This is a genomic window from Aestuariivirga sp., assembly GCF_047602625.1.
Lineage (GTDB): Bacteria > Pseudomonadota > Alphaproteobacteria > Rhizobiales > Aestuariivirgaceae > Aestuariivirga.
The window spans coordinates 1,602,580-1,619,324 of the sequence record NZ_JASGGV010000002.1 but is presented as its reverse complement, the minus strand read 5'-3'; the positions used below and the strand labels follow the sequence as shown (position 1 = coordinate 1,619,324).

The window sequence follows — 16,745 nt, the reverse complement described above, 5'->3', positions numbered from 1 at the left end:
GATCAGTCTGGCGTGTCGCCGGGTTTGGCTATGATGGTCTTGGTGGTGTCTGGCGGTTTGCCTGGCTTGGGCGTGCCGGGCGGCAATTCGGGATCGTTGCGCACCCCGCAGGCGGCGAGCGCCACGGCCAGAGCCAGCATCATCAGAATGGCGCGCATGGCGATCCCTCTCAAGCCTTGAGCAGCTTAAGCCAGCGCGCCGCTTCGCGCTTCACATTTTTGGGCGCGGTGCCGCCGAAGCTCCGGCGCGAGGCGACGGAGGCTTCGACCGTCAGCACCTTGAACACATCGCGGATGATGCGGGGCTCGACCGTCTGCATGTCGGCGAGGGTGAGTTCCGGCAAGTCCACGCCCTTCTTCTCAGCCAGCGCCACGAGACTGCCGGTCACATGATGCGCCTCGCGGAACGGCATCTTCAGTGTACGGACGAGCCAGTCGGCAAGATCGGTGGCGGTGGAGAATCCGGAGGCTGCGGCCTTGCGCATTTCCTTTTCGTTCGGCGCTATGTCCTTCACCATGCCTGTCGTCGCCGCAATGGCGAGGGAGAGCGAATCGAAGGCGTCGAAGGCCGGTTCCTTGTCTTCCTGCATGTCTTTGGAATAGGTGAGCGGCAGGCCCTTCATCACCACAAGCAATGCGGTGAGGGCGCCGAGGATGCGGCCCGGCTTGGCGCGCACCAGCTCCGCCGCATCGGGGTTGCGCTTCTGCGGCATGATGGAGGAGCCGGTGGTGAATTTGTCGGACAGCTTCACGAAGCGGAACTGGGCGGTGGACCAGATGACGATTTCCTCCGCAAGGCGCGAGAGGTGGGTGGCGCAGATGGCCGAAGCCGCGAGAGTTTCCAGCACGAAGTCGCGGTCGGCCACCGAGTCGAGTGAATTGCGCGTCGGGCGGTCGAAGCCCAAGGCCTTCGCGGTGTCGTGGCGGTCGATGGGGAAAGATGTTCCGGCCAGCGCAGCAGAACCCAGCGGGCTTTCATTCATGCGCTTCCGTGCATCTGCAAGGCGCGAGCGGTCGCGTGCCAGCATCTCCACATAGGCGAGGCAGTGATGGCCGAAGGTGATGGGCTGCGCCACCTGCAGGTGGGTGAAGCCCGGCATGATGGTGGCAGCGTGGACATGCGCCTTTTCGGCCAGCGCCAGCTGCAAATCCTTCAACTGCGCGTCAAGATGGTCCACGGTGTCGCGGACATAGAGGCGGAAATCGACGGCCACCTGGTCATTGCGCGAGCGGGCGGTGTGCAGCCTTCCGGCCGCCGCGCCGATCAACTCCTTCAGCCGGGATTCGACGTTGAGGTGAATATCCTCGAGCGCCCGGGAAAAGGTGAAGGTGCCGGCGGTGATCTCGGCCTCAATGGCGTCGAGGCCCTTGCGGATCTCCTTCTCGTCGGCCTTCGAGATGATGCCCTGCTTCGCCAGCATGGCGGCATGGGCCTTGGAGCCCGCGATATCCTGTGCGAAGAGGCGCTGGTCGAAGCCGATCGAGGCGTTGATCTCTTCCATGATCGCGTCCGGCCCTGACGAGAACCTGCCGCCCCACATCTTGTTGGTCACAAATTTCCCCACTTCGCCTGAAAAGAAACCGCATGAGCCCCAAAAAGACCCTCGCCGTCCTCATTGTGCTGCTTGCCGCCGTAGGCATTTACTGGTTCGGGGTAGCAGGGCGCAAGCCCGATGCGGCAGCGCCGGGCGACACCATGGCGGCCTTCGTTGTGAAAAAGGAACGCCCGCCGGTTCCGGACTTTAGCTTTGCAGATGGCTCGGGCGCGCCGCTCAAGATCTCGGACTGGAAGGGCCGGGTGGCGCTGGTCAATCTGTGGGCCACGTGGTGCGGGCCGTGCCGCAAGGAAATGCCGGCCCTGGCCCAGCTTGAGAAAGAGCTGGGATCGAAAGATTTTGAGGTTGTGGCGGTGAGCGTGGACAAGAAGGGGGCCGAGGCGTCATCGGCCTTCCTGAAGGAAGTGGGGGCGGACAATCTCAAGCTCTATGTCGATCCCTCGATGGCGGTTTACAGCAGTTTGCAGACCATCGGCCTTCCGACTACGCTTCTGATCGACCGGCAGGGACGCGAAATCGGCCGCCTCATCGGCCCCGCCGACTGGGCCAGTCCCGAGGCGCAGGCGCTCATCAAATCGGCGATTGCGGAGAAGGAGTAGGGCGTTCTCTATCTCCCTGCGATTCCGTGATAATCAGTGCCCATGGATGCCGCACCGGGCAGCAAGAAGGTTTTTCTGAAGTTTGGAGCGTGGACCGCGTGGAATTATCTTTGGTTCACAGTTCTCTTTCCCATTGTGGCCTACGCCGCAGCGATTCCGACCTGGCTCTTCTGTGGGCCTGATTTGCAAAGAACAATCCTGCAAGCATCCTCTGTCATCAGAATCCCGCTAGTTGAGAGCGGCTACGAGATGGTCCGGCAATACAATAGCGATGGAGAAGCCAGCAGGCTCTTGCTGTTTTATGCTATCCAAATGCTTTCGTCAGTTTCCATCGTGTTGGCGGGTGTTCTTGCAGGCATTGTCTTGGGGGCGGCTTTTTATATTGCGGACAAAAAGCTGCCGCTGGATTTGAAAGCATTTTTTCTTTGCCTGGCAGGCTGTTTCTCTGGGCTTATCTATTTGGTTCATCTCGGCAATCCGGATGTAAACAACAGGTATTTCGGTTTGTTTTTACTGCCGGAATTCTGGCTTTTGATATTCTGGATTCCAGCGTTTTTTTCTTCATTTGGATTCTATGGTGTTTTGATGTGCGCCGTGTACTGGATGCTGAGATTGTTCAGAGAATTCAGGCTGATAAATTAGATTAGAAGGCGTTTTGACGGATTTTTGTTTAACTCTCTATCGGACTTGACTCAGCATCAGAGCGTACACTGGCGAAGCGTTTGAACGGTATCTGCGGGGCTGCCGTGAACGGGAAGCCGGTCCCGTGAAAGAATTTCTGCTCAAAGCCAAGCAGCGGGGCCTCCGCCTTCGCGGAGGTGACGGTGGTTTGGAGCCTACCTTGTCGGCACTGGCGTGGCGCCGCGGTAGTCGTAGAAGCCGCGCTGCGTCTTGCGGCCGAGCCATCCGGCTTCGACATATTTCACCAGCAGCGGGCAGGGGCGGTATTTGGAATCGGCCAGGCCCTCATAAAGCACCTGCATGATGGCGAGGCAGGTGTCGAGGCCGATGAAATCGGCAAGTTCGAGCGGCCCCATGGGATGCCGCGCGCCCAGCTTCATGGCGGTGTCGATCGCCTCCACGCCGCCCACGCCCTCATAGAGCGTATAGATCGCCTCGTTGATCATCGGCAGCAGGATGCGGTTGACGATGAAGGCGGGGAAATCTTCCGAGACGGCGATGGTCTTGCCGAGGCCCAGCGCGAATTCCTTAACCGCCGTGAAGGTCTGTTCCTCGGTGGCGATGCCGCGGATCAATTCCACCAGCTCCATCACCGGCACGGGATTCATGAAATGAATGCCCATGAATTTTTCCGGCCGGTCGGTCGAGGCGGCAAGGCGGGTGATCGAGATCGACGAGGTATTGGTGCCGAGCAGCGCGTGGGCGTTGAGATGCGGGCAGAGCTGCTGGAAAATCTTGCGCTTGATCTGCTCGTCCTCAACCGCGCTTTCGATCACCAGATCATAATCGCCAAAGCCTTCATAGGAGGGAACGGCCCTGATGCGCGACAGCGTGGCGTCGCGCTCGGCTTCCGTCGCCTTGCCGGATTTCACCCGGCGCGCCAGATTGCCGTTGATGGTGGCAAGCCCGGCTTCGATGCGCTCCTTGCTGACATCGCAGAGGCCAACCTCGAATCCGCCCTGCGCGCAGACCTGCGCGATGCCGGTTCCCATCTGACCGGCGCCGATGACGCCGACTTTCCTGATTTGCATGGTCTATTTCGATCCGCTCACTGAAGACCGCGGAGCCTATCGTGCGCCTTATTTCAGGGCAAGTGCATTTCGCATGTGCAGCAAAATATCCCCTCCCACCGCGGCGGGAGGGGCTTTGCGTGTTTTTTTACTTCACAACCTTGGCCAGTTCGGCATCGAGTTCCGGCACCGCCTGGAAGAGATCGGCGACGAGGCCATAGTCGGCGACCTGGAAGATCGGCGCCTCCTCGTCCTTGTTGATGGCGACGATGATCTTCGAGTCCTTCATGCCGGCCAGATGCTGGATGGCGCCCGAGATGCCGACGGCGATGTAAAGATCGGGGGCGACGACCTTGCCGGTCTGTCCGACCTGATAGTCGTTCGGCACATAGCCCGCGTCGACAGCGGCGCGCGAGGCGCCGACGGCGGCGTTGAGTTTCCTGGCAACCGAATCGAGCAGCTTGAAATTGTCGCCGTTCTGCATGCCGCGGCCGCCCGAGACGATGACCTTGGCGGAGGTGAGTTCCGGCCGGTCGGACTTCGACAGGTTTTCGCTCTGGTAGGTGGACAGGCCGGGGTTGGCCGCACCCGAAGCCGTTTCGACCGGAGCGGAGCCGCCTTCGCCGGTGGCGGGGAAGGAGGCGGTGCGCACGGTGATGACTTTCTTGCCATCGGTTGACTGCACGGTCTGCACGGCGTTGCCGGCATAGATCAGGCGCACGAAGGTGTCGCCCGAGACGACATCGGAAATATCCGAAATCTGCATCACGTCGAGGAGAGCGGCCACGCGCGGCATGAAATTCTTGCCGTTGGTGGTGGCGGGCGCCACCAGATGCTCATAGGCAGGCGCCAGCCCGACGATAATGGCGGCCATGGGTTCGGCCAGCGGGCGTTCGAGGCCCGCCTGCTCGACATGGATCACCTTCTTGACGCCCGAAAGCCTGGCGGCGGCTGATGCGGCGGGGCCGGCATTGTGGCCGGCCACCAGCACATGCACATCGCCCCCCATCTTGAGGGCGGCGGTGAGCGCCTTGTTGGTCGCGTCCTTCAGCGACGCATTGTCATGTTCGGCAATGAGGAGGACGGCCATCTCAGATTGCTCCCGCTTCCTTGAGTTTCGCCACGAGTTCGGCGGGCGACTTCACCTTGATGCCGGCCTGGCGCTTCGGCGGCTCCTCGGTCTTGACGACCTTGAGGCGCGGCTTCACGTCAGCGCCGTAATCGGCCGGGGACTTTTCATCCAGCGGCTTCTTCTTGGCCTTCATGATGTTGGGAAGCGACGCATAGCGCGGCTGGTTGAGGCGGAGGTCGGTCGTCACGATCAGCGGCATCTTGACCTTGAGGGTCTGCAGGCCGCCGTCGATCTCGCGGGTGATGGTGGCCTCGCCTTGGCCCGGCTCCAGCTTCGAGCAGGCGGTGGCCTGCGCCCAGCCCAGAAGGGCGGCGAGCATCTGGCCGGTCTGGTTGCAGTCGTCGTCGATCGCCTGCTTGCCGAGGATGACGATATCGGGCTTCTCGGCCTCGACCACGCCTTTCAAAATCTTGGCGACGCCAAGCGGCTCAACATAATCGTCGTTCTTCACCAGAATGGCGCGGTCGGCACCCATGGCGAGGGCGGTGCGCAGCGTTTCCTGCGCCTGGGCGGGGCCGATGGTGACGGCAACCACTTCGGTGGCCTTGCCGGCTTCCTTGAGCCTGACGGCCTCTTCGACGCCGATTTCGTCGAAGGGGTTCATGGACATCTTCACATTGGCCAGTTCGACGCCCGAACCATCGGCCTTCACACGGATCTTGACGTTATAGTCGACGACCCGCTTCACAGCGACCAGGACTTTCATGTCTTCCCTCTGTATTGCGGTGCAAAATTCGGGCGGACCCTAGGGATGCGACCGCGCCAAGTCAATTCCGCTTCCGGCACGGCGGGGCGGAAAGCGACGTTTTTTGATGCGGCTTCGCCGCCTCAGGAGGCGAGGCGGCGGATCAGCTGGTGGCGGAGCGCCCAGGTGATGACGACGCCCACCGCGAAACCGCCGATATGCGACCACCAGGCAATCGGCTCATTGCGGGCGCTGGCGAGGAAGACATAGAGAAACTGGAAGACGAACCATGCGCCCAGCACCCACATGGCGCTGATCTTCAAGGGGATGGTGGTGAACAGCAGCACCCAGACGCGCGAGCGGGGATAAAGCACCGCATAGGCGCCGAGCACGCCCGACACGGCGGCGGATGCGCCAATCAGCGGCGATTGCGCGGCAGGCTCCAGCGCCACATGCAGAAGGCCGCCGGCAATGCCGCTCACCAGATAGAGGCAGAGGAAGGCGGCGTAACCGAAGGCATCCTCGACATTGTCGGCGAAGACCCAGAGGAAGAGCATGTTGGTGAAGAGATGCCACCAGCCGGCGTGCAGGAACATGTAGGTGATGAGCGTGAAGGGCTCGGGCACCCCATGCCAGGCCTGCGCCGCCTCGCCATTGAAGACGGCGGGGATCAGCCCATAGGCCTCGGCCACCGCCACCATGGTGGCGTCGCTGCCGAACGCGCCTGTGCTGAGCCAGATCACCACATTCACGGTGATGATCGACAGGGTGACGAACTGGAAGCGGATCACCTTCAGCGGAATGCTGTCGTGAAGGGGAACGAACATCAGCGCGTCTTTCCCGGCACCCACAGCACGTCGCCGGCGCCAAAGGTGTTGGCCCAGCGGCTGGCGACGAAGAAGAAATCCGACAGGCGGTTCACATAGGCCATGGCGGCTTCGCTCACCTGCTCGCCCTGGGCGGCGAGTTCCACCATCAGGCGCTCGGCCCTGCGGCAGACGGTGCGGGCGAGGTGGAGATGGCAGGCCGCCGCTTCCCCCGCCGGCAATACGAAGGAGCGGAGCGGCGAGAGCTCGGCGTTCATGCCGTCGATTTCGGATTCAAGGCGCTGCCACTGGGTGGCGAGAATGCGCAAGGGCTCATAGCCCGGATCGGTGCCGTCATCGGGCACGCAGAGATCAGCACCCAGATCGAAAAGTTCGTTCTGGATGCGGGCCAGCATGGCGTCGAGCTTCCGGTATTCGGGCCGCGCCGTGTGGAGGCGGGCGATGCCCAGCACCGCATTGGTTTCATCCACCGTGCCATAGGCCTGGATGCGCAGATGCGCCTTGGACACGCGCTGGCCGGAGCCAAGGGCGGTGTCCCCGGCATCGCCGGTGCGCGTATAGATACGGTTGAGCACGACCATGGCTCACACCTAACCGCGAATCGGATTGAATTCCACGCGATTTATCACCTTACTCGTCACGGAGCTGGCGGGCCGGGCGTGCAGCCAGCGCAACCCATGTGACCGACAGCCCTGCAACGACGGTGACGGCCATCGCGATCAGGGCGGTGAGCGCCGCTGCCGTGGCGGAAAAGCGCCAGTCCATCTCGAGGATGAAGCGGGCGAGGAACCATGAGGCGAGAGAGCCTGCCGCCACGCCGAACACCGCAGCGGCGAGGCCCAGTGCCGCATATTCGAGCGCGAAGGCGGACATCAGCTGGCGGCGGCTGGCGCCATAGGTCTTCAGCACCACGGCATCATAGACGCGCTCCGACAGGCCCGCCGCCAAGGCTCCGGCCAGCACCAGAACGCCGGTCAAGAGCGTCAGCAGATTGGCGCCCCGGATGGCGGCCAGCATTTTGCTGAGCAAGTCTCCCACCTGGGCAATCACATCCTTCACGCGCACGGCCGTCACGGCGGGAAAGTCGCGGGCCACGCCGTTCAGCAGTTTTGCCTCATCGCCGCCTGTCATCTGTACGGTGACGATATTGGCGTGGGGCGCGCCTTTCAGCGTGTTGGGCGAGAAGACCAGCACGAAATTCATGCCGAGGCTTTTCCAGTTCACCTCGCGGAGGCTCGCGACCGTGGCGGTCATCTCGCGGCCCAGCACATTGACGGTGATGGGATCGCCAATCTTGAGGCCCAGCGCATCGGCAATGTCGGATGTGAGGGAGACGAGCGGCGGGCCAGTGTAATTGGCGGGCCACCATGTGCCCTCTTTCAGGGTGGAGCCATCGGGAAGAGTCTCGGAATAGGTGAGGCCGCGATCGCCGCGCAGCGCCCATGCGCCATCTTCTTTCGGTTTCACCTTTTCCGCTTCAACGCCTTTCACGGCGGTGATGCGGCCTCGCAACATGGGGGCGGTGGTGATTGAAGTTACGCCAGGCGTTGCTTTCAATTCATCGGTGAGGCGGGCTAGATCGGCGGATTGCACATCGGCGAAAAAGAAGGCCGGGGCCTTTTCGGGCAGGTTCGAGGACAGTTCGGCCGATATGGTGCGGTCGGTGAGGGCCAACATCACGAAGAGCGTCAAGCCCAGCCCCAGCGCCATGATGACGGAGACGGAGGCCGCACCGGGCCTGTGAATATTGGACAGCGCATAACGCCAGATGACGGAGCGCGGGCGCGGCAGATATTTGGCTCCGCGCACGATCAGCGTGGCGAGCCCCAGCAGCACGATGAAACTCAGAAGCAGTCCCAGCAGATACCAGCCGGTGACTTCGCCCTGCGGGGAGTTGAGCATCGCCACACCGGCGATGAGTGCCAGGCAGAGGGCGATGGTGGCCAGTTCTTTCCATGACGGCCAACCCTGCGCAGGCAGGGCGCGGTGGCGGAACAGCGCCGAGGCGGGGACGCGGCGGATGCGCGCCAGCGGCCAGAGGGAGAAGGCGAGCGTGACGAGGAAGCCGAAGAGGGCGGCAATCGCCAATGGTTTTGGTTCAATGCCTGATGTGACGGGAAGCGGCAGGATGCCTTCCAGCAGATGCGCCATGAGCGGCGGCACGATCAATCCCAGCGCCACGCCGCCCGCGATGGCGATCAGCCCCACCAGCAGGATTTCGATGAGGTAGATCGCAAAGACATCGCGCGACGTGCCGCCTAAGCATTTCAGCGTGGCGATGGCGGAGGTCTTGCGTGACACGAAGGCCGCCACCGCGTTGGCGATGCCGGCACCGCCGACGATGAGAGAGGCCAGGCCCACCAGCGTCATGAAATAGCCGAGGCGCTGGATGAAACGGTCAGTGCCTTGCGCGGCATTGTCCTTTCCGCGCACCCGCCAGCCTGCATCGGGGAATTTTTCCTTGGCCTGCTTCATCGCCGCCTTGGCTTTGGACGGATCGGCGAGCTTCACGCGGTAGTCCCATGTGATGAGGCTGCCCGGCTGGATGAGGCCCGTGGCGGTGAGCGTGTCATCGGAAATGAGAAGGCGGGGGCCTAGAAGGAAGCCTTCGGAAATGCGGTCCGGCTCGCTGGCGATGACGCCGCGCAGGGTGAGGGTCGCAGTGCCGACGCGCAGCGTGTCGCCGGGTTTGAGGCCGAGGCGCGAAAGCAGCAGCGGATCGGCCACCGCGCCATTGTCCTTCAACGCGTCCGCGAGCGCGGCGCCGCCTTCGAGCGTGAAGGTTCCATAGAGCGGATATGCTCCGTCTACGGATTTTAATTCGGTGAGGGTGGAGCCTTGGGCGGCAACGGCCATGGCGCGCAGTGTGGCGCTGCGGCTCACTTGCCCCTGATCCATGAGCCATGCCTGTTCATCGGCATTGGTCTGGCGGTGAATGAGCGCGAACTCCATGTCACCGCCCAAGAGCGTCTGGCCCTGTTCATCAAGGCCGCGCGACAGCGATGCAGCCAATGCGCCGACAATGGCGATGGTGCCGGTGCCAAGCACAAGGCAGGCGAGGAATATCCAGAAGCCCTGAAGGCCAGCGCGCAGGTCACGCAGCGCGTAGGTAAGCCACAGCGTCACGGATGAGCGCCCGAGACGATGCGGCCATCGCGCACCTCGGCCACGCGGTCGCAGCGTTTGGCGAGTTCCGGATCGTGGGTGATGAGGATCAGCGTCGCGCCCTCCTGCTGCTTCATGGCGAACAGCAGGCGGATGATCTCCTCGCCGGTGTCATGGTCGAGATTGCCGGTCGGCTCGTCGGCGAGGATGATGCTGGCGCCAGAGGCCAACGCCCGGGCGATGGCCACGCGCTGCTGTTCGCCGCCCGACAGCTGGCCGGGATAGTGGGTGAAGCGGTGGCCAAGGCCGACGCGGCCCAGCCTGTCGCGGGCAATCTCCAGCGCATCAGCGACGCCCCGGAATTCCAGCGGCACGGCGACATTCTCCAAAGCCGTCATGGTGGGGATCAAATGAAAGGATTGAAAGATGATGGCGACATGATCGCGCCGGAAGGCCGAGAGCTGATCCTCGCTCCTGCCATCAATGCGCTGGCCGGCCACGGTGACGATGCCGCCGCTCGGCTGCTCGAGGCCTGCCATCACCATGAGCAGCGTCGTCTTGCCCGAACCCGATGGCCCGACGATGCCCAGCGCCTCGCCGGGCTTCACCGACAGATCGACTTTTTTCAGGATTTCAACCTTGCCGGCGCGGCTGGGCAGGGTGAGGCTGACGCCTTCGAGGGACACGGACAGATCGGGCATTGCGCCAAGATGGGAGGTGCTTCATGATTTGTCGAGCGCGCTTGCAGGTGGCGCTTCCTCACCCTAGCTTTGGCATATGCTCCGCCTCCTGACATTTTTCGCCGCCACATTGCTCAGCGTTCATGTTGCCCTGGCACAGCCCACCATTCTGGTGCTGGGTGACAGCCTGACGGCGGGGCTGGGGCTTGCGCCCGCCGACGCCTTTCCGGCGAAGCTCGAAGCGGCGCTGAAAGCAAAGAGGCTCGACGTCAAGGTTGTGAACGCCGGGGTTTCCGGCGACACGGCGGCGGACGGGCTGGCGCGGCTCGACTGGGCGCTCGATCCCGCCACCACGGCGGTGATCGTGGAATTGGGCGCCAATGACGCGCTGCGCGGGCTGCCGCCCCAGCAGATGGAGGCGGCGCTCGACGGCATTCTTGCAAGCCTTGAGCAGAAAAAACTGCCCGTGCTGCTGGCGGGCATGCGGGCGCCCCGCAATCTCGGGCCGGACTATGCGGCGCTCTATGATCCCGTTTTCACGCGGCTGGCGGAGAAGCACGGGGCGCTGCTCTATCCCTTCTTTCTCGATGGCGTGGCCGCCGATCCGGCGCTCAACCAGGCGGATGGCATGCACCCCAATCCACAAGGCGTTGACGTGATCGTCAGCCGCATTCTTCCGGCCACTGAACAACTTCTCGGCAAGGCTGTTGCAAAATAGGGCTTGGAGAATTCCCGAATCACGCTAGCTTTGCTGCACCGCGTTCCGAGCAATCCTTATCCACGAGGAGGCCCGCCATGCCGCGACTGTTCACCGGCCTTGAACTTCCGGAGGATGTCGCCTTCGATCTCGACCTGATGAAGGGCGGGATCATCGGCTCCCGCTGGATCGACCGCGACAGCTTCCACATCACGCTCCGCTTCATCGGCGACATCGACGACGGGATGGCGCGCGAAATCGCCTATGCGCTGGATGGGGTGGAGGCGAGGCCCTTCTCGCTCCGGCTCAAGGGGCTCGGCGTATTCGGCGGCAACAAGCCCCACACGCTTTATGCCGGGGTGGAAGAGAATGCCGATCTCCGCCGCCTGCAATCCATACACGAGCGCATCTGCCAGGTGCTGGGCCTGCCGCCCGAGGGCCGCAAGTTCACGCCGCATGTGACGCTGGCGCGCCTCAAGGACCCGGATTTCCATTCCCTGCATGGCTTCCTCGCCTCGCACAGCCTCTACAAGAGCCGGGGTTTTGAAGTTCCGCGTTTCGTGCTTTTCTCATCGCGCCCATCGCGCGGGGGTGGTCCCTATGCGGTGGAGGAGAGTTACGACCTTCATGACAGACAAAGCGATGATTGGCGTGGAGCGCGCGAAGGCGCTGCATGAGCTTGACGGATGGGCCGAGGCCAAGGGCCGCGACGCTATCACCAAGACATTCCAGTTCAAATCCTTCTCGCAGGCCTGGGGCTGGATGAGCCGGGTGGCGCTTTACGCCGAGAAGGCCGACCATCATCCGGAATGGTTCAACGTCTATGGCCGGGTGGAGGTGACGCTCGCCACCCATTCGGCGGGCGGGGTGACCGCGAAGGACGTGGCGCTGGCGAAGAAGATGAACGATCTGGCGGGATGATATCTCTGTCATCCCGGCGGACGCCGGGACCCAGCCTTCAATCTGCAAAGATGCGGCAAGTCTGGGCTCCGGCTTTCGCTGGAGTGACAGCTGTTTCACACCCGTCTTGAATTGCAGGGCTGTTATGCCCATATTGCCGGGCAAGCAGTTTTGCGGAGGGAGATCCATGGCCGAAACTCGTTATCAGCCCCAGACCCGGACCGGCGCGACCGCCTTTGTCGACGAGGGCCTGCGGAGCTACATGCTCAAGGTTTACAACTATATGGGCGCTGGCCTTGCCATCACCGGCATCGCCGCGATCCTCACCTTCATGGCGGCGGTCGACACGTCCGGCGCCACGGCGGCGCTCACCCCCTTCGGGCAGGCGCTGTTCACCAGCCCGCTGAAGTGGGTGGTGGTGCTGGCCCCGGTGGCCATGGTGTTCTTCCTGTCCTTCCGCATCCAGACGCTCAGCGTCCAGACGGCGCAGATGCTGTTCTGGGTCTATGCGGCGCTGATGGGCCTGAGCTTCGCCTCGCTGGGGCTCGTCTATACGCATGGGTCGATCGCCCGGGTGTTCCTGATCACCGCCGGCACCTTCGGCGCCATGAGCCTTTATGGCTACACGACGAAGCGTGACCTGACGGGCTGGGGATCGTTCCTGTTCATGGGCCTGATCGGCCTCATCATCGCCTCGCTGGTCAATATCTTCTTCGCCAGCTCGGCCATGACCTTCGTGCTGTCGGTGGTCGGCGTGCTGATCTTCACGGGGCTTACCGCCTATGACACGCAGAAGATCAAGGAAATGTATTACGCCGCCGATGACGGCACGGTGATGGGCCGCAAGGCCATCATGGGAGCGCTCAGCCTCTACCTCGACTTCATCAACCTGTTCCTGTCGCTGCTGCGGCTGTTCGGAAACCGGAACTAGGATTAACGCAGACCCTAAAAAATGCCCGGCCTTCGCGCCGGGCATTTTGTTTGGGGCGAGGGATCAGACGGTGGTGAGTTTCGGCTGCTTCATCAGCACGCGGAGCACCTGTGCGAGATCATGGCCGCGCTTGAGGATGAGGCCGCCCTGGGCGATCACCGCATACATGCCCTGCCGGCGGGACAAGGCCGGATCCTTGACGATGCGGTAGAGCGGCACTTCGCTGGAGCGCCGGAACACCGAGAACACCGCCGTGTCGCGCCCGAACTCCATGGCGTAATCGCGCCATTCGCCGGTGGCGACCTTGTTGCCGTAGAGGCCGAGGATGGTGGTGAGTTCGCGTCGGTCGAAGGCCACCTGCTCGGGCCGCGTGCCCCGGCCTGTGGCTGAGCCCGCCCCGGAGCCTGCGCCCCAGGACGGGAAGGAAATTATCGCGTCCTGATCGTCCATCTCCCCACCTGTGCTGACGGGGTTGCAACTTCAATTGATGATGTACCCAAAGCGGCGGTCTGGCAAGTGCGCGAAAAATCTTGCTTTCGCCGCATTTGCATCAAGCTCCTGCCGCGCTCGGGCGTGATCTTTTGATCGTTGCCTCTATCGCCCGGCCGGGATCGTCTCCGGAAATCTCAGCCCCCCAGCCCCTCCGGGCTGCTCCCGCCGGGCACCCTCGCTCCCTTTCGTGAGTGAGTTGTTGTGTTGCGTTTCTCGCGGCCGGATTGCCCATCCGGCCGCTTTCTTTTTGGGCCTTGACGCAACGGGGGCTTGATCCGATATCGCCCGCAGCAGATTCCAGCGGCGAGGACGGCATGGCGAAGGCAGCGAAGAAAACCACCGAATCGGCGGTACCCGAAACCCACGCCTTTCAGGCCGAGGTGGCGAAGCTTCTGCAGCTCATGGTGCACTCCGTCTATTCCGACCGCGATGTGTTCCTGCGCGAACTGATTTCCAATGCCGCCGACGCGCTGGACAAGCTCCGCTATGAGGCGATCGCCCAGCCCGATCTTCTCGAAGGCGAAGCGGCGCTCGCCATCACCATCACGCCGGACAAGGACGCGAAGACGCTCACCATCGCCGACACCGGCATTGGCATGAGCCATGACGAGTTGGTCGAAAATCTCGGCACCATCGCCAAATCCGGCACGCAGGCCTTCGTGGAAAATGTGAAGGAGGCCAAGGGCGACGTGCAGCTGATCGGCCAGTTCGGCATCGGCTTCTATTCCGCTTTCATCGTGGCATCGAAAGTCGAGGTCACGTCCAGGCGGGCCGGCGAGGCAAAGGCCTTCACCTGGGTTTCGGAAGGCGCTGGCAGCTTCACGATTTCGCCCGCCGAAAAACCAGCGCGCGGCACCTCCATCGTGCTGCATCTCCGCGAGGATGCGCTGGAGTTTCTGGAGCCCTGGAAAATCGAGCAGGTGGTCAAGAGCTATTCCGACCACATCGCCCATCCCATCCTGCTGAACGAGGGCGAAGGCGAGCCGAAGCAGATCAACACCGCGAGCGCGCTGTGGACGAGGCCCAAATCCGAGATCACGCCCGAGCAGTACAAGGATTTCTACGGCGATCTGTCCGGCGACTACAATCCTCCCGCGCTCACCATCCATTACCGCGCCGAGGGGCGGCATGAATATACGGTGCTGCTGTTCGTGCCGGGCGAACGGCCGTTCGATCTCTACGATCCCGAGCGCCACGGGCGGCAGAAGCTTTATGTGAAGCGCGTCTATATCGCCGACGATGCGCAGCTGCTGCCGCCTTACCTGCGCTTCGTGCGGGGCGTCATCGACTCGGAAGACATGCCGCTTAACCTGTCGCGCGAGATGCTGCAGAACAATCCGCAGGTGGCGGCAATCCGCAAGGCCGTCACCAACAAGGTGCTCAGTGAACTGAAGAAGAGCGCCGAAACCGACGCCGCCACCTTCATGAAGATCTGGGACGTGTTCGCGCCGGTCATCAAGGAAGGCCTTTATGAGGATATGGAGCGGCGCGACCAGCTGTTCGAGATCGCCCGCTTCCGCAGCACCGATGGCGAGGCGGTGACGCTGAAAGACTATATGTCGCGCCTGAAGGAAAACCAGACGGCGATCTATTACCTCACCGGCGAAGATGCGAAGAAGGCGGCATCGAGCCCGCAGCTTGAAGGCTACAGGGCGCGGGGCCTTGAGGTGCTGCTGCTGACCGACCCGGTCGACAGTTTCTGGGTGCGCACGGCAGCGGGCTTTGACGGAAAGCCGTTCAAGTCCGTCGCGCAGGGGGCCGCCGATCTCGATCTCATTCCCTTGAAGGATGAGACGAAGCCTGAAACCGCAGGCGACGTTGCCACAGCCAGCCTCATCGCCGCGTTGAAGCAGGCGCTGGGCGAACGGGTGAAGGATGTGCGGGTGTCGAAACGGCTGACCGACAGCGCCTGCTGCCTCGTCGCCGATGGCATGATGGACCGCACGCTGGAAAAGCTGCTGTCGCGGCAAAAGGATTCCGGCGTGTCGGTGAGCGCGCCGATCCTTGAAATCAATGCCGGGCATCCGCTCGTTGTGGCGCTGGCGAAAAGCGTTGAGGCCAAGGGCGCTGATTCGGTTGGTGAGGCGGCGCAACTGCTGCTCGACCAGGCCTTCATCCTCGAAGGTGAGCCGGTGGCCGATCCTTCGGCCTTCGCGCGCCGTATCGCCGACGTCATGACGCGGGTGTTTTCGTGATGTTACTTTGAAGCCACAGCCATAAGTAAAATCGGGCGCGGGGTTTCATTCCGCGCCTTTTCTGTTACAAGCGCCTCCTCACGCGAACAGAAACGGAGACAGCCATGATGAGGATTTTCACGCGACGCTGATCTCCAGGCCGCTCAGGGCCTGGGGCCTTGAGCAGCAAGCGTATCACGCGCCTCAGGCGCTTTCCTGACTTTCAAATCACTGTTGCCGCCGAATCCCGCATTGCGTCCGCATGCGCGGCCCCGGCTGCGGCATCCTGCATGTTTTCACGCGTTACCGGGGCTCTCCCCGCGCGCGATGGAGAGACTCATGTTTTCGCTCAAATCCGATCTTCTGTTTCCGAGTGTTGAAATGGCGAAGGCGCTGGTCCGCAAACTCAATCCGCCGCGCAAAAGCCTCGATCATTATGTCGATGCGCGCGAGCTCATGCGCATGCAGCGTGAGCTTCACGAGATGCGCGACCGGGTGATGCTCAATTCCGTGGGCTGGCGCAACCTCATGCGTTGACGCCCCATGATCTTGCGCTACAGTCGCGCCCGGAGCGCCGCAGGCCGCGCGGCATGTGTAACATGCCGGGCAGCGGGGTTACGGCGTTCCATTGTCATTGGGAAGACACCAACCAACGGGCCTTCCGGCATTATCGCCTCCGGGCGAAGCCGCGGCACCGCCTTGCGGGCGAACAGCCCCCGCGGTGCGGCCAGCGATGCCGGAAGGCTTTTCACGCCGGGAGAAGGCCATGGAAGATTCCACCTGGGTTACGGTGCTGATCGCCCTTGCGGTGATCCTCGTGCTGCTGGCGCTGGGCCCATTCCGCCGCAAGGACGCCAAGCCGTCTCACAGCTTCATCAATGAATGGCAGACCGGGCTTCTTTATAAAAAGGGTAAGTTCGTGCAGGAAGTGGGGCCAGGCAAATACTGGCTGTTCGGCGGGCGCACGCTGTATGCCGTGCCGAAAAGCGAGCAGATGCTCATTGCCTCCGGCCAGGAGGTGCTGTCGCAGGACCGGCTTCAGTTCAAGATTTCCGCTGTGGTGGTGTACACGATCACCGCGCCGCGCAAGATATTCGAAGCGACGCTCGGGCAATACAACACGCGGCTTTTGACCGACCTGCAGCTGATTCTGCGTGAACTATCCTCCAGCCGGGCGCTTGAAAAAATCATCGATGCGCGGGCCGAGTTCGATGCGGAGCTACTGGCCAAGGTGAAAGAGCGCATGGAGCCGCATGGGATCACGATTTAATCCGCCG

At 62.6% G+C, this 16,745-nt stretch carries 19 protein-coding genes; 9 read left to right on the top strand and 10 right to left on the bottom strand.

Translation table 11 applies throughout. The features are described 5' to 3' along the window. Window positions 1-2: 2 nt before the first annotated feature. A complete protein-coding gene (locus QM694_RS12980) occupies window positions 3-158 on the bottom strand; it encodes a lipoprotein (protein ID WP_415007355.1) in 156 nt (51 codons plus the stop codon). Between the two features lie 11 nt (window positions 159-169). Then, window positions 170-1,552 carry an argininosuccinate lyase gene (argH, locus tag QM694_RS12975; RefSeq protein WP_415007354.1) on the bottom strand — a complete coding sequence of 461 codons (1,383 nt, stop codon included), beginning with the start codon at window positions 1,550-1,552 and terminating at the stop codon, window positions 170-172. 32 nt (window positions 1,553-1,584) lie between these two features. Between argH and QM694_RS12970 the strand changes: the two genes are divergently transcribed. Further along, the gene (locus QM694_RS12970; protein WP_415007353.1) at window positions 1,585-2,154 is read left to right on the top strand and encodes a TlpA family protein disulfide reductase; all 570 of its coding nucleotides are present in this window, start codon (window positions 1,585-1,587) and stop codon (window positions 2,152-2,154) included. 42 nt (window positions 2,155-2,196) lie between these two features. Next, a complete protein-coding gene (locus tag QM694_RS12965) occupies window positions 2,197-2,796 on the top strand; it encodes a hypothetical protein (RefSeq protein ID WP_415007352.1) in 600 nt (199 codons plus the stop codon). 194 nt (window positions 2,797-2,990) lie between these two features. Here the strand turns inward: QM694_RS12965 and QM694_RS12960 are convergent, their stop codons facing one another. The 7 genes from QM694_RS12960 to QM694_RS12930 form a co-directional block, all read right to left on the bottom strand. Then, window positions 2,991-3,866 carry a 3-hydroxybutyryl-CoA dehydrogenase gene (locus tag QM694_RS12960; RefSeq protein ID WP_415007351.1) on the bottom strand — a complete coding sequence of 292 codons (876 nt, stop codon included), beginning with the start codon at window positions 3,864-3,866 and terminating at the stop codon, window positions 2,991-2,993. A 127-nt stretch (window positions 3,867-3,993) separates the two neighbouring features. Further along, window positions 3,994-4,935, bottom strand: a complete 942-nt coding sequence (locus QM694_RS12955) for an electron transfer flavoprotein subunit alpha/FixB family protein (protein WP_415007350.1) — start codon at window positions 4,933-4,935, stop codon at window positions 3,994-3,996. A gap of 1 nt (window position 4,936) precedes the next feature. Further along, complete coding sequence (locus QM694_RS12950; protein WP_415007349.1) at window positions 4,937-5,683, bottom strand: electron transfer flavoprotein subunit beta/FixA family protein; 747 nt, start codon at window positions 5,681-5,683, stop codon at window positions 4,937-4,939. Between the two features lie 122 nt (window positions 5,684-5,805). Beyond that, window positions 5,806-6,489, bottom strand: a complete 684-nt coding sequence (locus QM694_RS12945; protein WP_415007348.1) for a rhomboid family intramembrane serine protease — start codon at window positions 6,487-6,489, stop codon at window positions 5,806-5,808. Then, window positions 6,489-7,070: a cob(I)yrinic acid a,c-diamide adenosyltransferase gene (locus QM694_RS12940; protein ID WP_415007347.1), complete on the bottom strand. Its 582-nt coding sequence runs from the start codon at window positions 7,068-7,070 to the stop codon at window positions 6,489-6,491. The genes QM694_RS12945 and QM694_RS12940 overlap by 1 nt, the downstream gene beginning before the upstream one ends. Before the next feature lie 49 nt (window positions 7,071-7,119). Then, window positions 7,120-9,615 carry an ABC transporter permease gene (locus QM694_RS12935; protein WP_415007346.1) on the bottom strand — a complete coding sequence of 832 codons (2,496 nt, stop codon included), beginning with the start codon at window positions 9,613-9,615 and terminating at the stop codon, window positions 7,120-7,122. Next, complete coding sequence (locus tag QM694_RS12930) at window positions 9,612-10,295, bottom strand: ABC transporter ATP-binding protein (protein WP_415007345.1); 684 nt, start codon at window positions 10,293-10,295, stop codon at window positions 9,612-9,614. The genes QM694_RS12935 and QM694_RS12930 overlap by 4 nt, the downstream gene beginning before the upstream one ends. 76 nt (window positions 10,296-10,371) lie before the next feature. On the opposite strand from QM694_RS12930, the gene QM694_RS12925 reads away from it, so the two are divergent. From QM694_RS12925 to QM694_RS12910, 4 genes are all read left to right on the top strand, one after another. Further along, entirely contained in the window at window positions 10,372-10,992 is a 621-nt protein-coding gene (locus QM694_RS12925; RefSeq protein ID WP_415007344.1) for an arylesterase, read from the top strand. Between the two features lie 77 nt (window positions 10,993-11,069). Next, a complete protein-coding gene (gene thpR, locus QM694_RS12920; RefSeq protein WP_415007343.1) occupies window positions 11,070-11,648 on the top strand; it encodes an RNA 2',3'-cyclic phosphodiesterase in 579 nt (192 codons plus the stop codon). Then, window positions 11,599-11,892 (top strand): 4a-hydroxytetrahydrobiopterin dehydratase, encoded by a 294-nt coding sequence (locus QM694_RS12915; RefSeq protein WP_415007342.1) that lies wholly within the window; start codon window positions 11,599-11,601, stop codon window positions 11,890-11,892. The genes thpR and QM694_RS12915 overlap by 50 nt, the downstream gene beginning before the upstream one ends. 166 nt (window positions 11,893-12,058) lie before the next feature. Beyond that, window positions 12,059-12,802: a Bax inhibitor-1/YccA family protein gene (locus tag QM694_RS12910; protein WP_415007341.1), complete on the top strand. Its 744-nt coding sequence runs from the start codon at window positions 12,059-12,061 to the stop codon at window positions 12,800-12,802. Between the two features lie 63 nt (window positions 12,803-12,865). Here the strand turns inward: QM694_RS12910 and QM694_RS12905 are convergent, their stop codons facing one another. Beyond that, window positions 12,866-13,252 (bottom strand): DUF2794 domain-containing protein, encoded by a 387-nt coding sequence (locus QM694_RS12905; RefSeq protein ID WP_415007340.1) that lies wholly within the window; start codon window positions 13,250-13,252, stop codon window positions 12,866-12,868. Window positions 13,253-13,608: 356 nt separating this feature from the next. On the opposite strand from QM694_RS12905, the gene htpG reads away from it, so the two are divergent. The 3 genes from htpG to QM694_RS12890 all read left to right on the top strand — a co-directional run bounded on the left by htpG (window position 13,609) and on the right by QM694_RS12890 (window position 16,738). After that, window positions 13,609-15,489 (top strand): molecular chaperone HtpG, encoded by a 1,881-nt coding sequence (gene htpG / locus QM694_RS12900; protein WP_415007339.1) that lies wholly within the window; start codon window positions 13,609-13,611, stop codon window positions 15,487-15,489. A 318-nt stretch (window positions 15,490-15,807) separates the two neighbouring features. Then, a complete protein-coding gene (locus QM694_RS12895) occupies window positions 15,808-16,005 on the top strand; it encodes a hypothetical protein (protein ID WP_415007338.1) in 198 nt (65 codons plus the stop codon). Between the two features lie 229 nt (window positions 16,006-16,234). Next, window positions 16,235-16,738 carry an SPFH domain-containing protein gene (locus tag QM694_RS12890; RefSeq protein WP_415007337.1) on the top strand — a complete coding sequence of 168 codons (504 nt, stop codon included), beginning with the start codon at window positions 16,235-16,237 and terminating at the stop codon, window positions 16,736-16,738. The last annotated feature ends 7 nt before the right edge of the window (window positions 16,739-16,745 follow it).